We start from the raw sequence: 23,679 nt of genomic DNA, 5'->3' as shown, positions 1-23,679 counted from the left end.
TTTTTAAATTATTCTAAATCTTCTACATAAAAACTAGATAAGAAAGCAATTGATTTTTCTATATCATAATGTAAAATTCGATCTTCTTTTACAAGAGGAACTTCTTCTCTATATAACTTTAAGAAACTTTCTAAAAACGTACTAGATTGTAATGGTCGTCTAAATTCAATAGCTTGTGAAGCATTCATTAATTCAATAGCTAAAATACGTTCTAGATTTTCCATTATTTTCAAACACTTCGTTGCGGCATTAGCTCCCATAGAAACATGATCTTCTTGCCCATTACTAGAAACAATACTATCTGTACTGGCTGGTGTTGTTAGTTGTTTGTTTTGACTTACAATACTAGCAGCTGTATACTGTGGAATCATAAATCCAGAGTTCAATCCTGGATCACTTACTAAAAATGCTGGTAATTCACGTAAACCTGAAATTAATTGATAAGTTCTTCTTTCTGAAATATTTCCTAATTCAGCTAATGCCATACCTAGAAAATCTAAGGTTAACGCCAGAGGTTGCCCATGAAAATTTCCTCCTGAGATAATTAAATCTTCTTCTGCAAAAATATTCGGGTTATCAGTAACTGAATTGATTTCTGTTTTGAAAACTTTTTTTACATAATCAATTGTATCCTTTGACGCTCCGTGTACCTGTGGAATACAACGAAAAGAATAAGGATCTTGTACGTGTTTTTTGGGTTGTTTAATAATTTGACTTCCATCTAGCAACTCTTGAAAACGTTGTGCGGTTACAATTTGTCCTTTATGTGGACGAACCATGTGAATTAAATCATTAAATGGCTCAATTCTACCATCAAAAGCTTCTAATGAAACAGCTCCTATCACATCAGCTAAATAACTATATTTCAACGCTTTTAGCAAGACATAACTTCCGTAAGCGCTCATGAATTGTGTACCATTTAATAATGCTAGTCCTTCTTTAGATTGCAGGATAATAGGTTGCCAATTCATTTTTTCAAGTACTTTCATAGCTGGTTGACGAAATCCATCTAAATATACTTCTCCTTCTCCTATTAATGGTAAACATAAATGCGCCAATGGTGCTAAATCACCAGAGGCTCCTAATGATCCTTGTGTATACACTACAGGAAAAACATCATTATTATAAAAATCTATCAAACGCTCTACTGTTGCTAGTTGTACACCTGAATGTCCATAACTTAAAGATTTTACTTTCAACAACAACATAATTTTCACAATCTCTTGTGGTACTTCATCTCCTGTTCCACAAGCGTGTGATTTCATTAAATTTTCTTGAAGTTTTGATAAATTTTCATTTGAAATTTTCACATCACATAACGAACCGAAGCCAGTGTTTATACCATAAATGGGGTCTTTGTGTTCCACCATTTTCTTATCTAAATATTCACGACATTTTACAATGTTTAAGCGTGCTTCTTCTGATAATGCTAATTTTTGATTTTGTGAAATAATTTCTTGTAACGTTTCTAATGAAAATATATCAGAAGAAATATAATGAGTAGTATCCATCTTTATTCTAAAATTTGTTGCCCAAAATTCCATAAAAAAGATCAGAAATCAAAAAGAAGTTTTAGTATTTCAAATAAAAATTTACACACTAACTGAAGTTAAGTATGTAGTTTTTTCATTTTTAAAACAACTCGAACAAAAGGTTTAGTATATAATTGAAATCATCGTCAGTTCGAGAGCGAAACGCATCGAGAACCAACACTAATTTTTATTGTTTTTGTAGAATGTGTCTAAATCAACATACAGTTTGTTAATCCTGCGTAAGGAGGAGTCTCATAATCAATATTATGTAATTTCTCTCTTTGGTCAATGACAAGATTCCGAACTTTTTGGACAATCTCAAGGTTTAAAAAATAGTATTATGAGGAAATTTCAAAGTTTAAATGGTATAGTATAATAAAATAAAACAATTTTCATTTGATTTCAAAGAATAATAACACGAAACTTCTATTTAAAAATATTAATTTTGCAATCAATTTTTTACAAACTACTTTAAAATGAAAAACACAGCATTAACTCATATTCACGAGAATTTAGGAGCTAAAATGGTTCCTTTTGCAGGATTTAATATGCCTGTACAATACGAAGGTGTAAATATAGAACACGAAACGGTTCGTAACGGTGTAGGTGTTTTTGACGTTTCTCACATGGGTGAGTTTATGCTCAAAGGTGAAAATGCTTTGGCATTAATCCAAAAAGTAACTTCAAATGATGCTTCAAAATTAGTTAATGGTAAAGCACAATATTCTTGTCTTCCAAACAATGAAGGAGGTATTGTAGATGATTTAATTGTATATAAAATTGCTGATGATCATTATATGTTAGTCGTAAATGCTTCTAATATTGAAAAAGATTGGAACTGGATTTCATCTCATAATGATTTAGGTGTTACAATGGAAAATCATTCAGATGCTTACTCCTTATTAGCTATTCAAGGACCTAAAGCAGCTGAAGCTATGCAACGTCTAACTTCAATTGATTTAGTAAATATGGGTTATTACACTTTTCAAATAGGCGAATTTGCGGGTGTACATAATGTAATTGTATCTGCTACTGGTTATACAGGTTCTGGAGGATTTGAAATTTATTTTAAAAACGAAGATGCTGAAACTATTTGGAATAAAGTTTTTGAGGCAGGGGCTTCTTTTGAAATTAAACCTATTGGATTAGCTGCACGCGATACCTTACGTTTAGAAATGGGCTTTTGTTTATACGGAAATGATATTAATGATACAACATCTCCTCTTGAAGCAGGTTTAGGATGGATTACAAAATTTGATAAAGATTTTACAAATTCTTCAAATTTGAAAAAGCAAAAAGAAGAAGGAGTTACTCGTAAATTAGTTGGTTTTGAATTATTAGAAAGAGGTATTCCTCGTCATGATTACGAAATTGTAGATGCTAATGGAAATATTATAGGTATTGTAACATCGGGTACACAATCTCCCTCATTAAACAAAGGAATTGGTATGGGATATGTACCAACAACTTTATCTACTCCTGACTCTGAAATTTTTATCAGAATTAGAAATAAAGACATTGCTGCAAAAGTGGTTAAATTACCTTTTTATAAAAAATAATTCCCTCTTTTACCTTCTAAGTTCAAAATATAATCACTTATGTTTTGAACTTAGAAAAATTTATGTTCTTTTTAACTCAAAATAACGATTCGGATAATCTGTAATCAACCCATCTACTCCGTATGACATTATTGTTTGCATATCTTCTTTTTTATTAACAGTCCAAGGAATTACTTTTATATTCTTTGTATGCAAATAATCTACTTTTTCTTTATCTAATAAAATAAATTCTGGGCTATAAACAGTTGGCTTAAAACCTAATTGCTTTAAATTTTCATTAATAGACAACTTATTTTCAACTAAAAGAACGGTTTTAAATGAAGTGTATTTTTGATGTAAATACTGTAACGTTCTAACGTCAAAAGATTGAATATAAGTCCTATCTATAATATTTTTATTTTCTAAAACGTTAACCAATAAATCTACAAATTCATTGGGTAACGGGTGGTATATTTCATCTCCTTTGGGATCTGATTTAGTTTCTATATTGTAAAAGATTTTTTTACTAGGATATTTTGTCTGAACATATTTTTCAACAAAATCAATTACTTCTATTAATAATGGTTTATTGATTTTTATCTTTTCTTGTTCTAAAAATCGGGGATGTATTTTACTACCACAATCACATTTTTTTATTTCATCATAATTCATTTGATATAAATTAAATGATTGTTCTGTGGCTTCACTAATGGTTTGATTATCTTTATCTAAACAAATTTCATGTGATAAGAAGGGTTCATGTGATAATAAAACTTGTTTGTCTCTGCTAATAACGACATCCATTTCAAGAGTAGTAACTCCTAGATCAATAGCTTTTTTCATTGCTTCTATTGAATTTTCAGGAAGTAACCCACGGCATCCTCGATGCCCTTGAATATCAAATTTTTGGGCTTGACTCATAAAAGGTAAAAATAATAATAGTTTTAGTATTTGTTTCATAGTTTCTTAATAGTTTCAATTAAAAAATCAATATCATCTAAGGTATTGTATTTAGATAATGAAATTCGAATATTGGGTTTAGCTAAATATTCAGTAGGAATAAATGTTTCTAAAACATGCGAAGGTTTAGAACTTCCTGATTGACAAGCACTTCCTCTTGAAATAGCTACTCCATTCATATCCATTAAAAAAACAATCATCCCTGATTTAGTTTCTTCTAATGGTAAAATAATATTTACAATATTATATTGAGTTGTTTCTGGGTTTCCAACAAAAATACTTTCTGGAAAATATTTTTTTAATGCTTCTACTAAATATTTTTTTAACCCTTGAAGGTATTCTTTATTCGTTTCTAAATGAGCTAATGAAATAGCTAAGGCTTTAGCCATTCCTACTATATTATGAATACTTTCGGTACCTGCTCTAAGTCCTTTTTCTTGTTCTCCTCCATACAATATGGGTTCTAAAACAATATTTTTTTTGATAAATGCAAAACCAACCCCTTTAGGTCCGTGAAATTTATGAGCACTGGCTACCAAAAAATCTATTGAAATCTTTGATAAATCAACAACTGATTTTCCTATTCCTTGAACCGCATCTGTATGAAAATAAGCATTGCTTTTTTTTGATAGATGGGCCACTTTTTCTAAATCTAAAATGGTTCCTATTTCATTATTAACATACATTAATGAAACTAAGGTTTTAACATCTGAATTTAGTAAGTTTTCTAGATGAGCGTAATTAATTGTCCCATCAGGGTTAATAGAGACAAAATCTACTTGTATTTCAAATTCTTTTTGTAAAACGGCTACTGTATGTAAAACGGCATGATGTTCTATTTTGCTTGTAATAATCCTTTTTACTTCCAAACTTTTTATAGCTGAACGAAGTATTAAATTATTAGCCTCTGTTGCACAAGATGTAAAAATAATTTCTTGAGCATTGCATTGAAGGTTTTTAGCTATACTTTTTCGGGCTAATTCAAGTTCATTTTTTGCTTCTCTACCTACTTCGTGAGAAGACGATGGATTTCCATATTGAGTACTTAATATTCGAGTCATTTCCTCAATTACTTCAGGATACAATGAAGTTGTAGAGGCATTATCTAAATATACTTTTTTCATTTTTAAATCTTAAAACAGCTAAAATAATAGTTAATTTTATATAACTTTTATCTGAAATTATCTTTTGTATTTGTTCATTTCAAATTTAATGATTTTATATATTTGAATCTGAAAATACTTCTGAATAAAAAAGAATATTTTTTAAATCATCTAACAACTTTTAAAATTATCCATTAGCTTTTCCTTGTATGAAAAAAATCTTATTATTATCTGATACCCACGGACATATAGATGAATTGATACTTAAACATATAAATTGGGCAGATGAGGTATGGCATGCTGGCGATATAGGAAATCTAATCGTCACAGATACTATAAAAAAATATAAACCATTGCGTGCTGTTTATGGAAACATAGACGGAACCAGTGCTCGAATGGAATTTCCTTTACACAATCGTTTTTATTGTGAAAAGGTTGATGTTTTAATTACTCATATTGGAGGTTACCCAAATAAATACAATGCAGAAATTAAAGAAGAACTTTATAAAAATCCTCCTAAATTATTTATTTGTGGGCATTCTCATATACTGAAAGTTCAATTTGACAAGACATTGAACCTTTTGCACATGAACCCTGGTGCTTGTGGTAAAAGTGGATTTCATCAAATACGAACTATGTTGCGATTTATTATTGATGGCGAGGCCATTAAAGAACTAGAAGTTATTGAATTAGGTTCTAGATAAAGATCTATAATAGTTTTTATAATTTCTTTAATTTTTAAATTTCTGAATCAAGAAAAAGAGATCCCAGAATAAAATAAAAATCATAAATAAATATGAGGGTACCCTAAAAGATCGTAACTCTATTATTTCTACCAAAGAAAAAATCAGATAGTACTGATATAATATACTTTCTTTTGTTGAAATAACAAACTAAAGGTTTAGTTACTCCTTTTTAGACACCCTCATAAAATTTTAGTAGGATATTTTCTTATTTCAGTCCTGCCAAACTCTGTTCAATAGTTGCAATTTTAGCTAAAGCATCCGTTTCTTTTTTTCGCTCATTAGCAATTACTTGTTCTGGAGCTCCTGAAACAAATTTTTCATTAGAAAGTTTTCCTTGAACTGATTTTAAGAATCCTTTTATATAATTTAACTCTTCGGTTAATTTCTTTATTTCAGCCTCAATATCAATTCCCTCACCTATTGGAATAAAATATTCATTTGATTTTACACGATAAGATAAAGCTCCATTTACTTTTTCGGAAACATATTCTAAATGAGATAAATTTCCTAGCTTAATAATTACACTATCAAAAAAAGTAGAAATTGTTTCGTTATTCACTACTTTCAATTCGATAGCATCTTTAAACGAAATATTTTTATCTTTTCTAATCATTCTAATTCCTGAAATTACTTCTGTTGCAAAATCAAAATCTGAAACTAATTTTTCATCATAAGTTTTTATTTCTGGCCATTGAGCAACGATTAATGCTTCTTCAGAGGTTCTATCAGCAATATGTTGCCATATTTCTTCTGTTAAAAAGGGCATAAATGGATGCAATAACTTTAGATTAGCTTCTAACATTTCGATTGCTTTATCAAAAGTAGTTTTATCAATAGGTTGCTGATAACCTGGTTTAATCATTTCTAAAAACCACGAACAAAAATCATCCCAAACTAATTTATAAATTGCCATTAGAGCATCGGAAATTCTATATTTATCAAAATTATCTTCAATTTCTACTAATGTTTTTTGTAATTTAGCTTCATACCAAGCAATTGCTGATTTAGAGGCTTCTGGTTGTGCAATATCTGCTACTTCCCAACCTTTTATTAAACGAAAAGCATTCCAAATTTTATTGGCAAAAGATTTCCCTTGATTACATAATTCTTCATCAAATAAAATATCGTTACCTGCTGCTGCACTTAACAACAATCCACAACGAACTCCATCGGCACCAAATTTATCAATTAAATCCAACGGATCTGGTGAATTTCCTAAGGATTTAGACATTTTACGTCCTTGTTTGTCACGCACTAAACCTGTTAGATATACATTCGTAAAAGGTTTTGCGTCTGTATATTCATAACCTGCAATAATCATACGTGCTACCCAGAAAAATAAAATATCAGGAGCTGTTACTAAATCATTAGTAGGGTAATAATATCTAAAATCTTCATTTTTTGGATCTAACATACCTCCAAAAACGGCCATAGGCCATAACCATGAAGAAAACCAAGTATCTAAAGCATCTGCATCTTGTTGTAAATCATCCTTTGTTAGCTCTTGGTTTTTTGTTTTTTGTTTAGCTAATTCAAGTGCTTGTTCTTTTGTTTCAGCTACTACAAAATCTTCCTTTCCTTCACCATAGTAATACGCAGGAATTTGCTGTCCCCACCATAGTTGACGGGAAATATTCCAATCGCGGATATTTTCCATCCAATGACGGTAAGTATTATTAAAACGTGATGGATATAATTTTACCTCTTCGGTTTCTAATACTGCTTTAATTGCGGGTTTAACCAATTCTTCCATACGTAAAAACCATTGATCAGACAATCTTGGCTCAATTACAGCTTTAGTTCTTTCGGAAGTTCCTACTTTATTTAGGTGATTTTCGGTTTTAACTAATGCTCCAATAGTTTCTAACTCTTTTGCAATTTCATCGCGAACCACAAAACGATCTTTGCCAATATAATGCAAACCAAAACTATTTAAGGTAGCATCTTCATTAAAAATATCAATGATTTCTAAATTGTGTTTATTTCCTAATTCTTTATCGTTTATATCGTGTGCTGGTGTCACTTTTAAACAACCTGTTCCAAATTCCATATCTACATACTCATCAAAAATAATAGGAATTACCCTGTTACAAATAGGAACAATTGCTTTCTTTCCTTTTAAGTGTTGGTAACGCTCATCTTCAGGATGAATACAAATGGCAGTGTCTCCTAAAATAGTTTCAGGACGAGTTGTAGCAATCGTTACAAACTCATTACTATCCTCTATTTTATATCTTAAGTGGTATAATTTTCCTTGACGCTCTTCATAAATCACTTCTTCATCTGACAAAGTTGTTTTAGCCTCAGGATCCCAATTTACCATACGGTAACCACGATAAATCATTCCTTTGTTATATAAATCTACAAATGACTTAATTACTGATGCCGTCATATCATCATCCATAGTAAATTTGGTTCTATCCCAATCACATGAGCATCCCAACTGTTTTAATTGTTCAAGAATAGTTCCTCCATATTTCTCTGTCCAATCCCAAGCATGTTTTAAAAACTCTTCACGAGATAAATCATTTTTATTAATTCCTTCTGCCTTTAATTTAGCTACTACCTTTGCCTCAGTAGCAATAGAAGCATGATCTGTACCTGGAACCCAACAAGCATTAAATCCTTTTAAACGAGCACGACGAATTAAAACATCTTGAATCGTGTTGTTTAACATGTGTCCCATGTGCAAAACTCCTGTCACATTAGGTGGTGGAATGGTAATTGTATAAGGTTTACGATGGTCTGGAATAGAACGGAAATATTTATTTTCCATCCAATAGTCATACCATTTTTTCTCTACTGACTTTGGATCGAATTGTGCTGGTATCATTTTAAATTTTTGATTTTTGATATTAAATAATATTAGAATTCAGAATTTCTGAAATATTTTTATAAAAGTACTAGAAATAATCAAATAGTTCTAATTTAATTAACTATTATATAGTCAATCCTTAGAAATTTTTAAGAATTACTGACACAAAAGACAGACTCGTTCTTGTAGAAAAATATAAGTATTTTTTTGGTACAATTTTTGTATTTTTATGCAAAAATAAATAAACCACATAAAAATAAAAAGTTTAAGTTTTTTTTTTGTAGGTTTACTTCAAAGAAAGTTTTTTTACTTAATCAATTAAATCAAATGAAACGAGTTTTATATTTTACAACACTAATATTATTCAGTTTTTCCTTACAAGCTCAAGATGGCGCAAAAATAGAATTTAAAACACATGAAATTGATTATGGCACAGTTAGTAAATCTACTGACAATGGCATTCGTTTTTTTGAATTTACAAATACAGGAGATGCTCCTCTTATTATAAAAAATGTGCAATCAACCTGTGGCTGTACAATTCCTTCTTTTTCTAAAGATCCTGTTGATCCTGGAAAGTCTGGAAAGATTGAGGTTAAATATAATATGAATCCAGGTCCTATTCGCAAATCTATTATGGTAGAAAGTAATGCAACTAATACCGAAAGTGGGTTAACTCATTTAAAAATAAAAGGAATCGTTGAGATTAATTAGATTCTTAAAATCATCATAAAAAACCAATCTGCAAGTTAAGATTGGTTTTTTTATGTTTTCTATTTTCTCTAAATTATAACATCAAGCCCAACTTATTGCTTTAGAAACGCCTTTGCTTTTTCTAAATCTTCGGGAGTATCTATACCTATACTTCCATGCGTAGTTTCAACCATACGAATACGTTTGCCATACTCTAAATAACGCAATTGCTCCAATTTTTCTGCTGACTCCAAAGGTAACATGGGCAAACAATAAAAATCCATTAAAGCTTCTTTTCTAAAAGCATAAATACCTATATGTTTCATATATCTAACCCCTACATTTTCTTCTCTTGGATAAGGAATTACTGAACGTGAAAAATACAGGGCAAATCCTTCTTGATCTACAATTACTTTAACATTATTAGGATTTTGAATTTCCTCTTTATCTTTTATTTCAAACATTAAAGAAGCTAAATCTACCTTTTTATCCACATCTTTTTTAAAAATTTCAATAATTTTTACTAGCGGTTCCTCATTAATAAAGGGCTCATCACCTTGTACATTTATTACAACATCAACATCCATATCTTCAACTGCCTCGGCTATACGATCACTTCCACTTTCATGCTCTTTTATACTCATTAAAGCTTTCCCTCCATTAGAAACAATTTCATTATAAATCAAATCGGAATCAGTTACTACAAATACATCATCAAATAATTGAGTCTTCACAGCAGATTCATAGGTACGAAGTATAACCGTTTTACCTCCTAAATCTTGCATTAATTTCGCAGGAAAACGAGTAGAGGCATAACGAGCAGGTATTACAGCTATTATTTTCATTTTTTTGTTTTTTAATTATCTATCAATATAGTAAATTCTATTTAAATACATTAGGGACAAAAACAGAATTAAAAATAAATTAAGTTATAAAAAATTCATCCTTAAAACCAATCAAATACAATTTATCTTTTGCACGTGTCATAGCAGTATACAACCAACGTACAAAATCTCTATCTATATCACTAGGCAAATATGGTTGTTCTATAAAAACAGTATTCCATTGTCCTCCTTGCGATTTATGACAAGTAATAGCGTACGAAAATTTTACTTGAAGAGCATTAAAATATTCATTATTTTTTACTTTTAGGTATTTTTTATAATGTGCACGTTCGTTTTCATAATCCTTCATTACTTCCTGATACAATAAATTTGACTCTTCATAAGTCAAAGAAGGTGATTCACTCATGATCGTATTTAACAACAAAATAGTATCTAAAGGGGGTTGATTAGGATAATCAATCATTCTTATTTTTACTACTGCAAACCTAAAACTATATAATTCTTTTATAGAACGGATTTCTAAAATCTCAATAATATCACCATTTGCAATAAAACCCGCCTCATCTGAATCTTTAAGCCAAAAATAATTATTTTTTACAACCATTAAAAAATCACCTGTAGATAATTCACTTTCTTTTCCTAAAATTTTAGAGCGTATTTGTTGATTATATTGATTAGCCCTTTTATTTGAACGAACAATAAAAGTTGTATCCTCTATACTGTAATTATTATATGCTTGATGAATAGCATCTTGTATATCATACCCATCAGTAAGTCTCACTATATCCTTAAAACCTTTTAATTTAAATTTAAAATCTGTAATAAAATGTTCCTTTAATAACTCTCTTAATTCAGTAGCATTATGCAAAATTCCAGAATTAAATTCTTGACGCATAACTTCATCTAATTCCATAGAATAAACCTCTTTTGTATAATTTAAACTTAAAGTCTCTACGTTTAAAGCAGGAGAAATATCTAAATTAACTGGAGGTAACTGAGCCGTATCACCTATAAAAATCATTTTACAATTCTGCCCAGAATATACATACGATATCAAATCATCTAATAATGACCCATTTTCATACATTTTAGAATCCGTATCCACATCCGAAATCATAGACGATTCATCTACAATAAAAATTGTATCCGTATGCTTGTTAGTTTGCATAGTAAAACGAACACCACCTCCATTGCTTTTCTTTGGAAAATAAATTTTTTTATGTATCGTAAAAGCTTTTTTATCAGAATAATTAGCAATAACCTTTGCAGCTCTACCTGTAGGAGCTAACAAAACATATTTTTTTTGGACTTCCACTAAATGATTTACTATAGTAGAAATTAAAGTGGTCTTACCTGTACCAGCATACCCTTTTAAAACAAATAATTCATTCTTATTTGAACTTTCTATAAATTCAGCCACCTTACCAAAAAATAGATCCTGCTTTACTGTAAGTTGAAAAGGGAACTTTTTTCGTAAAATACTATAAAATAATCCTGAACTCATAAAATATTTATTTAAAAAAGAAGCCAAATATAAAACATATAATAAAATATCATATTCTTAGTTAGCTAATATTACCCAAACATTATCAATCTTCTTTCATCTAAAATTATACATCAAACTTTCCGATCAAAATAAAAAATATAAAAATCCCCCATAGATCCACCTTGTTAACATTTAAAACAAAAAACTAAACCCATTTTAAAATTTAAATCCATTATTATTCGTAATAATTTTCTATTCCGTAATTTAACTTTATAAAAACACTCAAAATATTACTAATCTAAAACTCATTAAAAGTAATTCTTTATCAAAAAAATCGTAGTTTTGTCATTAATAAGGGTACAAAAACGAATGCAAACATCAACTAATACAATACTTAATAAAAAATATAAAAAATTACTTCTTCAAATATCATTACATGAAGTATCATTTTGCTTATATAACACTTTAGACTCTAAAATAGAGTTCTTTAGCAACTATATTTTAACCCAAAACAATACCGTTCAAGAAACGGAAGAAGAAATTTTGAATTTAATTCGCCAAAGTACTATTTTACAAACAGGCTTCGATGATGTATTAATATTACATGATAACGCGCTAAATACTTTTGTTCCACAAACACTATTTGATGAACAAAATCTAAAATCATATTTACACTACAATGTAAAAATTTCTCCAACTGATTTCGTTACCTACGATCAAATAACTGGAAACGATATGAATAACATATACATTCCTTTTACTAAACTTAACAATTCATTAATCGAATTGTATGGCGAATTTCATTATAAACACACAGCCTCCATTTTAGTTAAAAAAATCTTAGAAATAAGTAAAAATGTAGCAGAACCTCAAATTTTTGTTCATATACAAGAAAAACATTTTCAAATAATCGTCGTTCAAAACCAAAAATTACTCCTCTACAATTCATTCGAATATAACAAAGAAGAAGATTTTATATACCATCTACTTTTCACAGCCGAACAACTAAAACTAAACCCCGAATCAATTGTTGTAAAACTACTTGGAAAAATAACAAAAACCAGTCAATTATTTCAAATAGCATATAAGTATATCCGAAATGTAAGTTTATACACCGAAAACCTACAATTTGACCAATCAATATCCGAAGACAACTATTTAAAAAACTTTATTTTAATACACGCATGCGAATAATTTCAGGCAAATACAAAGGTAGACGTTTAGTTGCCCCTAAAAATCTACCCGTAAGACCAACAACCGATATGGCAAAAGAATCACTCTTTAACATATTAAACAACTACTTTAATTTTAATGGCTTACGCGTATTAGATTTATTTAGTGGTACAGGTAATATAAGCTACGAATTTTCATCCAGAGGAGCAGAAAATATAATCAGTGTAGATGGAGACTTCGGATGTATTAATTATATCAAAAAAACAGCTAAAGAATTTGAAATGAACATTACCCCAATAAAGAGTGATGTCTTCAAATTTCTAGAAAAAAACAAAAATAATTATGATATTATTTTTGCGGATCCTCCTTATGATCTAGATCAAAAAAGTTTTGAAAAAATATTAGACCTAATTTTCGAAAACAATCTGCTCAATTTAGATGGAATGCTTATTATAGAACATTCAAAATACACAAAACTCTCACATAAAGAAAATTTTTCATTCGAAAAAGCCTATGGAGGTTCTGTATTTACTTTTTTTGAATTTGAACAAGAAGAAGATGACGAATACGATGAAGAAGAATTAATAAACGAAGAATAAAAACAAACAGCTTATCAAAACTTTTTAAAAATTTTTTTTTAACCATACATGTAGTATTTTTGTAACAATAAAAATCAATAAACATTCATATAGTCCAATTATAAATAGAAATGGGAAGAGCGTTTGAATTTAGAAAAGCACGTAAAATGAAACGTTGGTCAGCAATGGCTAAAACGTTTACAAAAATTGGTAAAGACATTGTAATGGCCGTAAAAGAAGGCGGTCCAAATCCTGAAACTAATTCTCGATTAAGAGCCGTTATACAAAATGCCAAAGCAGCTAATATGCCTAAAGACAACGTGGAGCGAGCAATAAAAAAAGCAACCGATAAAGACACAGCAAATTATAAAGAAGTACTGTTCGAAGGTTATGCTCCACATGGTATCGCCATCTTAATAGAAACCGCAACAGACAACAATAATAGAACTGTTGCCAATATCAGAAGCTATTTCAATAAATGCAACGGCACGCTGGGTACACAAGGTTCTGTGGAATTCATGTTTGATCATACCTGTAATTTCAGAATCTCTTCTGAAGGACAAGATGTAGAAGAATTAGAATTAGAAATGATCGATTTTGGAGTAGAAGAAATATTTACAGACGAAGACGGAATTGTCATGTACGCTCCCTTTGAAAGCTTTGGAGCTATACAAAAAGAACTAGAAAATCGTGGTATAGAAGTCTTATCATCTGGATTTGAAAGAATACCTCAAGTAACCAAAGAACTAACACCAGAACAAATACTTGATGTTGAAAAACTACTCGAAAAAATCGAAGAAGATGATGATGTCATGAATGTATTTCACACCATGCAAGAATAATAAAATACCTAACCCCTTAAAATACCCCGCACTAGATAACTTTATAAATAGTCCATTTTCTATATTACAATCAAAAAATGGACTATTTTTAATTTAACAATTCAATTTTATTTTACCCTTAAAAAACAAGCAATTATCACCAAAATAATACAAAAAAGATGGATTTTCTATTTTTATACAATCATAAAATCTATAAAAAATACTAGATCTTTCATATTTTTTTAAAATTCTAGTTCATTTTAGTTTATTGTTTCTTTGTTGGTTCATATCTATCTGTTTTATCATTATAACTATATTTAGTTATCATTGATTTATTACTCAAACTAAAATCACCATTAGATAATAAAGTAAATAAGTATCCTTCATTTCTTTTTTTGGAAATAGTTTGCGACGTGTTCTTCAACTTATCTAAATATTCTACTTCGGTTATATCTGTTGTTTTTTCTGTATTAGCTATTAAAAGTGTTTTAGTTACTGGATTCCAAATTTGATTTTCATTTAGAATAGCAAACTCTTTACGTATCGAAGTTTCTCTTTTTTCAGTGGCTTTCCAGTTAACATGATAAAACGTTTTATTTTTAATTTTTAATGCACTAACTTTCATTGTATTAGGCATAAGGTTCGGGTTGTTTTTAGTTAATAACATACTATCTTTTAATACAACTAAATACAATTCTTTCTTCTTATTAAATACAATAGTTGCCTCTCCATTTTTAACTAATAAAAGACTATTTGTATAATCAATAGGTTTTGTTTTTTGAGCTTGAATTGAGTTCAACACAAGAAAACTTAATAGTAGAATTATTTTATTCATGGACAGACATTTTATGAGTTATAATTTTCTAGCAAGGATTTTATTTTTACAAATAAGCCGCAAAATGCAACACACGGTATTAAAAACAAGAATCAATACAATATAAAACTTTTTTTTAAAAAAACATTCTTTTTTTTGTTGATTTTATAAGAATCCTCATTTATCCTGCTATTGCATCTAACAACAATTGTGCTGTTGCTTCGTTAGTTGCAAGAGGGACATTATGTACATCACAAATTCTTATGAGCATATTAATATCTGGTTCATGCGGATGACTGCTCATAGGATCTTTAAAAAACAAAACCATTTTGCATTTACCAACGGCAACTCTAGCTGCTATTTGAGCATCTCCTCCTAAAGGTCCACTCAATAGTTTTTTTACTTTTATACCTGTTACTTCTACCTTGCTTCCTGTGGTTCCTGTTGCTATAATTTTCATATTTTCTTTTAAAAGTAAATCTAAATTTCTATTTACAAACTGAACCATGTCTGCCTTTTTTACATCATGTGCTATTAGTGCTATCTCCATATTGTTTAATTATTCTGTAAATGGTATGCTATTAGTCCATCTATTGGTCTTTGTAAAATTTTCCCTATTTTTATATTATGTTTTTTTAGGACAGATTTAATTTCATCTTGTAAAAAATAAGCAACTGATCCTATAAAATGGTTAGATACTTCATCATAATTTTCAAACTGTTTGATGCTATTTTCTATAAAGGATTCTATTTCTTTATATATAATTTGCTGACAAAATGCTTCTTCTTTATGTTTAATTAAAAACTCTGTAAATGAAGCTAGATAAGCATTTGGATTGGCTTCTTTATATAAATTTTGCTTAATAACATCTGGATCTAAATTATATGAATTTTCAAAAATTTCAGCTAATTTTTTAGGCATTTTGTTATAATAATATCCTCTTAATAAATGACGACCAAAACGATTACCTGAACAATCATCCATTATAATATACCCTAATGATTGTACTTTTTGATGTAATAGATAACCATCAAAATAACTACAATTAGAACCTGTTCCTAAAATACTAACAATGGCTTTTTCTTCTTTTAAAGTTGTAGCATATACAGCTGCGTAAGTATCTTCATAAACATCTATTTTTGCTTTTAAAAAATATTTTTCAAAGATTGAAGTCAAAAAATCTTTCATACGATTCGTTCCACATCCTGCTCCATAAAAATATAAATTTGAAACGTTTTCCTTATTTGAACTTAACTCTAAATTATCATCTAAACGTTTTAGAACTTCTGTTTCTGTTAAAATTTCAGGATTTAAGCCTTGTGTATTTGTAGAAAATAAAATGTTTCCTAATTCATCTATTGCAATCCAATCTGCTTTAGTTGAGCCACTATCAATTATTAATTTCATTTGTATAATTTTATCTCTTTATAGTTTTAAGTTTTATTAATATAATCATTTAAAAGTTTAGATTGACAAATAAACTTTTCTTTCTTGTTTAAAATGGTTTTTTAATTGTTTATAAATTTTTACTTTATATCTTTTAGGGAATAAGACGAACAATCAAATAGTTTTGATTTACTTATAATAAAAATCCCGTTTCATTAAGATAAAGAAACGGGATATAAAAATAATCATTTTAGTTATAAATTAGCTACATGTACGGCTAAATCTATTAATTTACTTGAGTAGCCATATTCATTATCATACCATGATACGATCTTAAAAAAAGTTGAATTAAGACCAATACCTGCTTTGGCATCAACAATAGATATTCTAGTATCTCCTACAAAATCTTGTGAAACTACATCTTCTTCTGTAAAACCAAGAATTCCTTTCATTGTGGTTTCAGATGCTTTTTTAAGTACTGTCATAATTTCTTCATAAGATGTTTCTTTGGCTAGTTTTACTGTCAAATCTACTACAGATACATCTGCTGTTGGTACCCTCATTGACATTCCTGTAAGTTTACCTTTTAAACTAGGAATTACCTTAGCTACTGCTTTAGCGGCTCCTGTCTGAGAAGGGATTATGTTTACTAATGCTGAACGTCCTCCTCTAAAATCTTTTTTAGAAGGACCGTCTACTGTTAATTGGGTAGCTGTTGTTGCATGTATTGTGGTCATTAATCCTTCTACAATTTCAAAATGATCGTGAATAACTTTTGCTAAAGGAGCTAAGCAGTTGGTTGTACAAGATGCGTTTGATACGATTGTATCATTGGCAGAAACTTCGGTATGATTTACGCCCATTACGTACATTGGAGCATCTGCTGAAGGTGCAGAAATTACTACTTTTTTAGCTCCCCCATCAATATGTGCTTGGGCTGTTTCTAGTTTTGTAAAAATTCCTGTACATTCTGCAACTATATCTACATTTACTTCATTCCATTTTATTAGTTTCGGATCTTTTTCAGCAGTTACTCTAATATATCTATCATTTACGAGTAATTTTCCGTCAATTACTTCTACTTTACCATCAAAACGTCCATGAACTGAATCATACTTTAATAAATAAGCTAAATGATTTATATCTAAAAGATCATTAATTGCTACTACTTCTACATTGTCTCTTTTTAATACTTCTCTAAATACTATACGTCCTATACGTCCAAAACCATTAATTCCTATTTTTACTTTCATATACTATTTTTTTAATTCGTTTTCAATCGTTTATAGTGATTCGTTTTCAATATTTTAAAATTCTTTAGCAACTTCAATATATTTACTTTCACTAATCTCTATATGATATAATTTTACATTATGTATTTATTTTGTGTCTAATTTTACTTTTGTTTATTTTTAATATTTTGTTAGGTAGACATGATGTCAGAAACTTTAAGTAGGTCTTGATCTATTTTAGAATGTCCTTTTATAGCTTGTTCTAAAGGAGTTAGAGCTACTTTATCTTCTAATAATCCTACCATATAGTTGGATTTTCCTTCTAAAAGGGATTCAATGGCTTTTACACCTAAACGAGCTGCTAATACTCTATCAAAACAGGAAGGGGAACCTCCTCTTTGTATATGTCCTAATACAGAAACTCGGACATCATATTCAGGCAAATTTTCTTCGACATATTCTTTTAGCTCAAACACATTTTTACCTATTTTATCTCCTTCTGATACTACTACTATACTTGATGATTTTCCTGAAGCTTTGCTTTTTTTTAATGATTCTAATAATCTTTCTAATCCTAAATCTTCTTCAGGAATTAAGATTTCTTCTGCTCCTGCTCCTATACCTGCATTTAATGCAATATGTCCAGCATCTCGTCCCATTACTTCTACAAAAAAAAGCCTGTTATGAGAACTGGCTGTATCTCTAATTTTATCAATAGCTTCTACTACGGTATTTAGGGCTGTATCATATCCTAATGTATGACTTGTACCATAAATATCATTGTCAATGGTACCAGGAATTCCCATTACGGGAAAATTAAATTCTTTATTAAAGATTTCTGCACCTGTAAAGGTTCCATCTCCTCCTATTACAACTAGGGCATCTATTTGGGCTTCTTTTATTTTTTTAAAAGCTAGTGTTCTTCCTTCTATGGTTCTAAAATCTTTAGAACGAGCAGATTTAAGTATTGTACCTCCTTTATCTATTATATGATTTACGGAACGAGGTCCCATTTCTTTAAAATCTCCTTCTATCATTCCTTGATAACCTCTATAAATACCTATACATTCTACATTGTAAAAGGCACATGTTCTTACAACTGATCGAATTGCCGCATTCATCCCTGGGGAATCTCCACCAGAGGTCAAGACTCCTATTTTTTTTATATTATTATTTGACATTAAAAAAGGATTTTCAGAATAAGTAAAGGTACAAACACTCACTTTACTTAAAAATGATAAATATTATTTTTTAAGTATTTTTTTACAATCAAAAAGTAAAGAAGATTGACAAAAGTACTCAACGAAAGTCTAAGGTAGTATTTTTTTTAGAAATAAACAACTAATTTAGTTCTGGAATTCTATCCTCATCTTCTTTCGTTTTATCAGAAGATTTTTTTTGTCTTTTTTCTGTAGATTGGATAATTTCTGGTAATAAATCAGAATCTGGTATTTGATCTTTAGGTTTATCGGATTTTCCTTTGTTTTTATTATTTTTAGAATTAAAAACTTTATACATTAGTTCCTTAAATGTATTAAAATCTACTTCATAACTTACCCCTACTCCTTGGGTGTAGCCTATTCCTCCTTGTCCTAAATAGGTTATATCATTTTCTCTATTAAATACACGAGCTTTTAATGAACCATCTTCATTCAAACGCAATTGGATTTCTACATCACCTACTACAACTGATTCATTTACGCCTCCTACCGGTACCCCAAATTTACCATTAATAGTAATTTTATCACTAATTTGGGTTGAAACTGTAAATCCTACTCGTCCTCCCGTAGTTGTTTCTTGATTTAATCGATCATTTTGCACATAGTTTAATCCTAATTTAAAACGATCATCATTAGCAAATAGGTCATCAAATAAACTATTTGCGCGCTCTAAGATATTTCCGCTAATAACGTTTTCTACGACCCCTTTATCTGATAAAAAACTTCCAGAAGAGATTAATGATAAGGCTTGTTTTTGACGTGTATCAAAATCATTTAATTTGTAATCTATTTCTGAACGAAGCACAGAACTAACAGTTGGAAAATTTATAAAAATTTCAGGTGTTGGATTTGTTAATTTATCTGTTAGTTTAATAACTACCTCTGTTGGAACTTTTTTATTAAAACTAGGATTATCTAATAATATAGAGGGGTTTGCTTCCGTTTTATAAACGGCTTCCATGTTTAGAGTTGCGTTTAATGGATCTCCATCCCAAGAAATATATCCTCCGTTTTTAACTTTTATTTTTTTGTCTATAAAACCACCATATTTAAAATTATATACTCCATCATATACTTGAAAATCTCCCCACATATTAAATTTACCTAGGGTATTTATCTCCATTAACAAAGAACCTCGTCCACGACCTTTTAACCCATGTCCATTATTTTTATTAACAATTACTTCTATTTCTGCAACAGGAGTGATATCTAATTCAAAGTTTAACTCTAAACCGTTATAGTCTTTTTCTTTATTTTTTTCTTTATGGGTAGTATTTTTAGAATTTATGAATTTAATATAGTTTTTTTCTGAACTGGCTTGATCATCATTAATAGGAATTTTTAAGGAAGATCCTTCTGCTGAAGTAGCATTAACATTAATAACCAAAGCATTTGTAGGACCTTTGATCGTTGCTTTTCCATCCATATAAGCTGTTCCATAATACAAAGCATCTTCATGATCTTTTGTATCAAGTACGACGATTCGATCTGAATTAATATTAAAATTTAGATACCAATCACTTAATTTATTATGTTTTACCCAACCTTCCATTGTACCGGTTGTCTTAAATTTAGAATCTGTTACTTTTACATCTCTAAATGAAAATTGATTTTCTGTAACTTCTACTATGGAATTATTTCCAAAATTATAATCTGTATTTAAATAGGGAACTTTTAAACCTGATTGATTTAAATAAAATCGTCCATTTATTTCTGGGTTGTAAATATCTCCTTCAAATTTGGCTGAACCTGATGCTAGCCCTCTTATATTTGTTATTATATCAGCTCCCATGGGGGTAAAAAAGGAAAGATCAAAATCTTTGAGTCTCACATCAAGATCCATCAACGTTTTTTTACCTTGAAAATAAAGACTTCCTTCTGTTTTTAGTATATCATTTCCTTTATTATTTAAAACAGAATTAATTTTAAAATTTCTAAGGCTATCATCTCCTATTACTCCTATATCAAATTTACCTAAGATTAAATCATTTATTCTAAAATCATCGATTGTTAATTCAGAGGCTGGTTCGTAAATGTTTTTTTCTTGTTTAAAATCTACGTTTCCATTTAGTTTCCCTTTAAACCGTAGGCTATCTATGGCAGGCGTAATTTTATCTAGTTCTACATCTTTAAATGATAATCGGAGGTCTTTATAGGTAGAATCTTGTAAAACTCCCATTAACTCCATTGCTTGATTATTATGGGATAGGGAAATTTTTTCAATAGAAAAATCAGTTAATTTTTTGTTGAATATAATTTTATTATTATGTTCTTCTTTTTCATTTAAAAACCATAAATAATTTTTAAAATTAATTTCTGACTTTTTAATTCCTACTACACTCTTATTATCTTTATCAATGGTATGGTATAGGTTTAAATTATAAAAATCTTCTGCTTTGTCTCCTCCTTTAAATTCAGTTCGAACAAATAATGTATCGTTTGAGGTTACGTTTATCAAACTCATTTTCGAAATTTTATAGTATTTTGTTTTGATACTATCCATTTCTACATAAGCATTATAAAGAGGGTTTTTGTTGTTTATATCTACACTTATATTATCAAATTCATTATCGTATGCTTTTATTTTAGGGGATTTAAAATTAAGTTTAAATAATCCTTCATTAGAATCTATTTCTCCTTTCATAAAAGTATTTTCACCTAATGAAATTTCAGGATAAAATATTTCTATTAGTTTACTGTATACATTAAAATCAAACTTCATAAATTGTCCCTTACTCACTTTGTTAGGTGAATAATTGGCGTATAGACTTCCTAGTGAATTTTCTATCAAATCAGGTAATTCTTTAAACTTAAAGATTCCTTCTACTTTTCCTTCTACTATATCAGGAGAATTGACTATAATGGTTCTAAATCCATCTTTTTCAAAAGTAGATTTAACCATAAAATCGTCAAAAAAATAGGTTTCTTTAGGATTTTCATACGAAGTTTTATTTATGTATACATTACCATAAATATCATCAATTGAATTTCCTTGTAAATCCATTCTTACATCTCCTCTAAAAACGGAAACAGCATCAGGAGTATATAGATTTAGTTTTTTTAGGTTGGCGTATTCTACTTTTGCATGAAAATTATATTTATTTTCTTTTCTAGTTAAATCAAGGAAACCATCAAATTCCATAATTAAATTGGGGTCATTAGTTTTTATAGAGCCTTCAAAAATGGCTTTGTTCATCTGACCATCAACGATTATATTTCTATAATTATATTTGTTATAATAGATACTCCCTACGGTTCCTTTTATTTTTGTATTTAAATACTTTTCAACAAAACCTGTTCCGTCTACTTCTGTATCTAAGTTTACAATTCCTAAATCTTTACGGTTTAAAAATGTTCCTAAATCAAACTCTGTTAACCTAACATTTCCTAGATAAGTAGCCTTATCAATGTTATTGATGTTAGTCATTGCTAAATTTGTTTTTACAATTCCTAAGGCAGAAGAAAGTGAAACGTTTGCTTTTAATTTATTAAAATCTATTTCTGCTTGACCGCTTAACGAAAAAACACCTAATTTTTTAAAATTAGTGGGTATTTTTTTTCCTAAAACATTAGGCAATATTTTAATTAAATCTTGATAAGTAGAAGTTATTTTAGAAAAGTGTCCTTTTACGTAATAAGTGTTTTCATTTTTTGAAAAAAGATTTTTAAATTGAAAATTACCTTTTATTTGCGATCCGAAATCGTCTAATACAATCAATTTTTTTGTAAAAAAATTATTTAATGTTCCTAATAATTTGCCTTTTACTTGATATTTTAGATTTTTCCCAAATTCTCCATAAAATTTATTCAAATCATTAGATGAAATTATTCCTTCTTGTATTTTTACATCAAATAGAACTTTATTATTAAAATCTGCAAAATCTTTACGATCATAACGTAATTCTACATCGCCTTTTAAATTTGATTCTTTAGTTTTTAATTTTAATTGAGCAAGGTGAATATTTTTCTTTGTATATGTAAAATCTGACGATGACTCTTCTATTTCTATTCCTCTATCGTCTGTAAAAGACATTTCTTTGATTTGAGTTGTAACATCAGGTCCTAAAATTTTTAGATTAGCTGCTTCTGCATTCAATTTTTTAGCACTAAAGAGCAGAGGATTGGATATATTATCATCCCAAAAATAAAATTCACTATTCATCAAGTGAATATTTTTTATGGTCATTAAAAATTTTTTCTTAGAGGTAGAAGATTTTCCATCGTCAAAAAGTTCAATAAATTTATCTAGATTGGTATCACGCTCTCCTTTATAATTCCTAATTTTAAACTTAAGTCCATCCATTCTGACTTCTCCAAAATGCAAATCACCATCTGTAAGTTTTTTAAAATCAAGAATATTCGTTTTCAATACATTAATATGAAACAATGTATCTTTTTTATAATCTCTGATAAAAACTTTTTTTAGTTTAATTCCTCCAAAAATGGTAAAGTTAGCTTCTTGAACAGTTATATCAGTTCCAAATTCTTTATTTAAAAACTCTGTTGCATACTGTCCTAATCGCGTTTGAACAGAAGGCATAGAAAGAGCAATAACCAATGTAAGTAACGATAATATTATTCCAAGAAAAAAATACATCTTGAATTTTAAAATCACTACCCATAGATTTTTTTTATTTTTTTTATTTTTTTTTATTTCATCTTTTTGCTCTTCCAAAGGAAATATTTTTTTGAGTTAAATTTTAGTAACTTTGCACAGGTTGTAAAAATAATCTATTCCTT

At 29.0% G+C, this 23,679-nt stretch carries 18 protein-coding genes; 6 read left to right on the top strand and 12 right to left on the bottom strand.

The features are described from left to right. Nucleotides 1-8: 8 nt before the first annotated feature. Entirely contained in the window at nucleotides 9-1,511 is a 1,503-nt protein-coding gene (gene hutH / locus ACUXZJ_RS10675) for a histidine ammonia-lyase (protein WP_060383823.1), read from the bottom strand. 497 nt (nucleotides 1,512-2,008) lie between these two features. Between hutH and gcvT the strand changes: the two genes are divergently transcribed. Continuing rightward, a complete protein-coding gene (gcvT, locus tag ACUXZJ_RS10670; RefSeq protein ID WP_060382092.1) occupies nucleotides 2,009-3,091 on the top strand; it encodes a glycine cleavage system aminomethyltransferase GcvT in 1,083 nt (360 codons plus the stop codon). A gap of 60 nt (nucleotides 3,092-3,151) precedes the next feature. Here gcvT and ACUXZJ_RS10665 read toward each other — a convergent pair whose 3' ends face one another. Both ACUXZJ_RS10665 and ACUXZJ_RS10660 read right to left on the bottom strand, forming a co-directional pair. Then, nucleotides 3,152-4,030, bottom strand: a complete 879-nt coding sequence (locus ACUXZJ_RS10665; protein ID WP_060382091.1) for a glycerophosphodiester phosphodiesterase — start codon at nucleotides 4,028-4,030, stop codon at nucleotides 3,152-3,154. After that, complete coding sequence (locus tag ACUXZJ_RS10660; RefSeq protein WP_060382090.1) at nucleotides 4,027-5,154, bottom strand: cysteine desulfurase family protein; 1,128 nt, start codon at nucleotides 5,152-5,154, stop codon at nucleotides 4,027-4,029. The genes ACUXZJ_RS10665 and ACUXZJ_RS10660 overlap by 4 nt, the downstream gene beginning before the upstream one ends. Nucleotides 5,155-5,342: 188 nt before the next feature. On the opposite strand from ACUXZJ_RS10660, the gene ACUXZJ_RS10655 reads away from it, so the two are divergent. Beyond that, entirely contained in the window at nucleotides 5,343-5,837 is a 495-nt protein-coding gene (locus ACUXZJ_RS10655) for a metallophosphoesterase family protein (protein ID WP_060382089.1), read from the top strand. Nucleotides 5,838-6,084: 247 nt separating this feature from the next. On the opposite strand, the gene ACUXZJ_RS10650 is transcribed toward ACUXZJ_RS10655, so the two are convergent. Then, entirely contained in the window at nucleotides 6,085-8,712 is a 2,628-nt protein-coding gene (locus tag ACUXZJ_RS10650; RefSeq protein ID WP_060382088.1) for a valine--tRNA ligase, read from the bottom strand. Nucleotides 8,713-9,021: 309 nt separating this feature from the next. On the opposite strand from ACUXZJ_RS10650, the gene ACUXZJ_RS10645 reads away from it, so the two are divergent. Next, nucleotides 9,022-9,405 (top strand): DUF1573 domain-containing protein, encoded by a 384-nt coding sequence (locus tag ACUXZJ_RS10645; protein ID WP_060383822.1) that lies wholly within the window; start codon nucleotides 9,022-9,024, stop codon nucleotides 9,403-9,405. A 92-nt stretch (nucleotides 9,406-9,497) separates the two neighbouring features. Here ACUXZJ_RS10645 and kdsB read toward each other — a convergent pair whose 3' ends face one another. Continuing rightward, nucleotides 9,498-10,229 carry a 3-deoxy-manno-octulosonate cytidylyltransferase gene (gene kdsB / locus ACUXZJ_RS10640; RefSeq protein WP_060382087.1) on the bottom strand — a complete coding sequence of 244 codons (732 nt, stop codon included), beginning with the start codon at nucleotides 10,227-10,229 and terminating at the stop codon, nucleotides 9,498-9,500. A gap of 79 nt (nucleotides 10,230-10,308) precedes the next feature. Beyond that, nucleotides 10,309-11,733 carry an ATP-dependent DNA helicase gene (locus ACUXZJ_RS10635; RefSeq protein ID WP_060382086.1) on the bottom strand — a complete coding sequence of 475 codons (1,425 nt, stop codon included), beginning with the start codon at nucleotides 11,731-11,733 and terminating at the stop codon, nucleotides 10,309-10,311. Between the two features lie 351 nt (nucleotides 11,734-12,084). On the opposite strand from ACUXZJ_RS10635, the gene ACUXZJ_RS10630 reads away from it, so the two are divergent. The 3 genes from ACUXZJ_RS10630 (at nucleotide 12,085) to ACUXZJ_RS10620 (ending at nucleotide 14,308) form a co-directional block, all read left to right on the top strand. Continuing rightward, the gene (locus ACUXZJ_RS10630; protein ID WP_060382085.1) at nucleotides 12,085-12,909 is read left to right on the top strand and encodes a DUF3822 family protein; all 825 of its coding nucleotides are present in this window, start codon (nucleotides 12,085-12,087) and stop codon (nucleotides 12,907-12,909) included. After that, on the top strand, nucleotides 12,900-13,487 hold the full coding sequence (rsmD, locus tag ACUXZJ_RS10625) for a 16S rRNA (guanine(966)-N(2))-methyltransferase RsmD (protein WP_060382084.1): 588 nt from the start codon (nucleotides 12,900-12,902) through the stop codon (nucleotides 13,485-13,487). Before ACUXZJ_RS10630 ends, rsmD begins: the two co-directional genes overlap by 10 nt. Before the next feature lie 110 nt (nucleotides 13,488-13,597). After that, nucleotides 13,598-14,308, top strand: a complete 711-nt coding sequence (locus ACUXZJ_RS10620; RefSeq protein ID WP_060382083.1) for a YebC/PmpR family DNA-binding transcriptional regulator — start codon at nucleotides 13,598-13,600, stop codon at nucleotides 14,306-14,308. Nucleotides 14,309-14,552: 244 nt separating this feature from the next. Here the strand turns inward: ACUXZJ_RS10620 and ACUXZJ_RS10615 are convergent, their stop codons facing one another. The 6 genes from ACUXZJ_RS10615 to ACUXZJ_RS10590 all read right to left on the bottom strand — a co-directional run bounded on the left by ACUXZJ_RS10615 (nucleotide 14,553) and on the right by ACUXZJ_RS10590 (nucleotide 23,536). Further along, entirely contained in the window at nucleotides 14,553-15,122 is a 570-nt protein-coding gene (locus ACUXZJ_RS10615; RefSeq protein ID WP_060382082.1) for a hypothetical protein, read from the bottom strand. Nucleotides 15,123-15,282: 160 nt separating this feature from the next. Continuing rightward, nucleotides 15,283-15,651, bottom strand: coding sequence for a methylglyoxal synthase (locus ACUXZJ_RS10610; protein WP_060382081.1), 369 nt, complete (start codon nucleotides 15,649-15,651; stop codon nucleotides 15,283-15,285). 5 nt (nucleotides 15,652-15,656) lie between these two features. Continuing rightward, nucleotides 15,657-16,508, bottom strand: coding sequence for an N-acetylglucosamine kinase (locus ACUXZJ_RS10605; protein WP_060382080.1), 852 nt, complete (start codon nucleotides 16,506-16,508; stop codon nucleotides 15,657-15,659). Between the two features lie 233 nt (nucleotides 16,509-16,741). Then, nucleotides 16,742-17,740: a type I glyceraldehyde-3-phosphate dehydrogenase gene (gap, locus tag ACUXZJ_RS10600; RefSeq protein WP_060382079.1), complete on the bottom strand. Its 999-nt coding sequence runs from the start codon at nucleotides 17,738-17,740 to the stop codon at nucleotides 16,742-16,744. A gap of 170 nt (nucleotides 17,741-17,910) precedes the next feature. Further along, complete coding sequence (pfkA, locus tag ACUXZJ_RS10595; RefSeq protein ID WP_060382078.1) at nucleotides 17,911-18,900, bottom strand: 6-phosphofructokinase; 990 nt, start codon at nucleotides 18,898-18,900, stop codon at nucleotides 17,911-17,913. 160 nt (nucleotides 18,901-19,060) lie between these two features. Beyond that, nucleotides 19,061-23,536, bottom strand: coding sequence for a translocation/assembly module TamB domain-containing protein (locus ACUXZJ_RS10590; protein WP_063744192.1), 4,476 nt, complete (start codon nucleotides 23,534-23,536; stop codon nucleotides 19,061-19,063). Between the last annotated feature and the right edge of the window lie 143 nt (nucleotides 23,537-23,679).

The organism is Flavobacterium sp. TN-1 (assembly GCF_052828645.1).
Note: the sequence above shows the minus strand (reverse complement) of the source record. Positions and strands in the feature narration are given on the sequence as shown.